At 54.8% G+C, this 1993-nt stretch carries 1 protein-coding gene and 1 tRNA gene; one reads left to right on the top strand and one right to left on the bottom strand.

Going from position 1 to position 1993, the window contains the following annotated elements; genetic code table 11:
- Positions 1–42: 42 nt before the first annotated feature.
- Positions 43–130: transfer RNA gene (locus tag EPIR_RS17840), tRNA-Ser, on the bottom strand.
- Between the two features lie 244 nt (positions 131–374).
- Here EPIR_RS17840 and phoA point away from each other — a divergent pair.
- On the top strand, positions 375–1778 hold the full coding sequence (gene phoA / locus EPIR_RS17835) for an alkaline phosphatase (protein ID WP_023656899.1): 1404 nt from the start codon (positions 375–377) through the stop codon (positions 1776–1778).
- Positions 1779–1993 lie beyond the last annotated feature (215 nt).

Raw genomic sequence — 1993 nt, 5'->3', positions numbered from 1 at the left:
AAAAAAATGCCTGAACTTTCGCTCAGGCATTCTCTTCAAATATGGTGGTGAGAGAGGGGTTCGAACCCTCGATACGTTGCCGTATACACACTTTCCAGGCGTGCTCCTTCAGCCACTCGGACACCTCACCATATTGTTTCTATCAACCGCTGGGGCTGACGGGGCGCTACTATAGGCAGTAGCGGTGAGTGGGTCAAGCAGTATTTTCCTACCGAGCGGGCGTTTGCCTAACTCGTAAGCAACCAGAATATCGGGTAGGCCGTCGTATCTCGTTGCCATCTTCTGGTCATCTGTCTGACATGAAAATGAAACAGTTGTATCGCAAACTTGCCTCCTGAAATATTTTGCAAAATTTATTTATGGAGATCGCTGGTATGAAACATAAAGTCTTTGCCCTTTCAATCCTAAGCTCACTGATCTGCTCTTCTGCCGTTGCCGATATTGCAACCTGGCACCGTGCCGCCCAGGGCGATATTACCCAGCCGGGCGGCGCTCGTCGTCTTGACAGCGATCAGACTGCAGCGATCAAGGCTGCTTTAAGCAACAGCAGGGCGAAAAATGTCATTTTGTTGATTGGTGATGGTATGGGTGACTCGGAGATCACCGCAGCACGTAACTATGCTGAAGGGGCGGGCGGTTTCTTTAAAGGCATCGACGCGCTGCCGCTCACCGGGCAGTACACCCACTATGCATTGGATAAGAAAACGCATAAACCTGACTACGTCACCGATTCCGCAGCATCGGCTACCGCCTGGGCTACCGGGGTCAAATCCTACAACGGGGCTATTGGGGTCGATGTGACTGGCAAGGATCATCCCACTCTGCTTGAGCTGGCGAAAGCCGCAGGCAGAGCGACCGGGAATGTCTCTACCGCCGAGCTGGAAGACGCGACGCCTGCGGCGCAGATTGCCCATGTGATTTCACGTAAATGCTATGGCCCGGTGAAAACCAGCGAGCTGTGTGCAACCAATGCCCTGGAGAATGGCGGAAAAGGATCGATAGCCGAGCAGCTGTTGAATGCGCGTGCAGACGTCACTTTCGGTGGGGGCGGAAAAACCTTTGCGGAGACGGCACGCGGCGGCGAATGGCAGGGTAAGACTCTGACAGAGCAGGCGAAGCTGCGCGGCTATCAGCTGGTCAGCGACTTGGACGGCATGAATTCGCTGGGGAACGCCAGCCATGAGAAACCGGTGCTGGGGCTGTTTGCCGACGGCAATATGCCGGTGCGTTGGAAAGGGCCAAAGGCCAGCTATCACGGTAATCTTGACGGTAAACCGATTAGCTGTGAAGTTAACGTCGAACGTCCGGCATCTACGCCGACCCTCGCGCAGATGACCGAAAAAGCCATTACGCTACTGAGCGCTCATCCGCAGGGCTTCTTCCTACAGGTTGAAGGTGCCTCAATTGATAAGCAGGATCACGCGGCGAATCCGTGTGGGCAGATCGGCGAAACGGTCGATTTGGATGAAGCGGTGCAAAAGGCGCTGGAGTTTGCCCGTAAGGACGGTAACACGCTGGTGATCGTCACCGCCGACCACGCTCACTCCAGCCAGATTATCTCTAACGACAGTAAGGCACCTGGTCTGACGCAGACGCTGGTCACTAAAGATGGCAGCCCTATGACCATCAGCTATGGCAATTCGGAAGAAGAATCACAGGGGCATACTGGCACCCAGCTGCGCATTGCTGCCTATGGGCCACATGCGGCGAATGTCGTGGGGCTGACTGACCAGACGGATCTGTTCTATACCATTAAGGCGGCGCTGGAGATCGATTAGGAGATATTCCCTCCCGCAGAACGGACATAAAAAAAAGCCCGAACGTGAATTCGGGCTTTCTCTTTAAATATGGTGGTGAGAGAGGGGTTCACTCGCAGACTACTCGTCTCATCCATGAGACTCGCCCTTCGGGCCGACGCAAGCGTCGTTCAAAAACGTTCCCGACGTTTTTGTCCCTGTGCCCCGCCCTGGCGGGCAGCCTGCGGCTGTGCAAA

The sequence above is a fragment of the Erwinia piriflorinigrans CFBP 5888 genome (genome assembly GCF_001050515.1).
Classification (GTDB): domain Bacteria; phylum Pseudomonadota; class Gammaproteobacteria; order Enterobacterales; family Enterobacteriaceae; genus Erwinia; species Erwinia piriflorinigrans.
The sequence above is the reverse complement of the archived record's forward strand: the minus strand, read 5'-3'. Positions and strand labels throughout refer to the sequence as shown.

Bases quoted from the DNA above. Each gene is read 5' to 3' on its own strand.
- phoA (WP_023656899.1), top strand. From the start codon at position 375: ATGAAACATAAAGTCTTTGCCCTTTCAATCCTAAGCTCACTGATCTGC.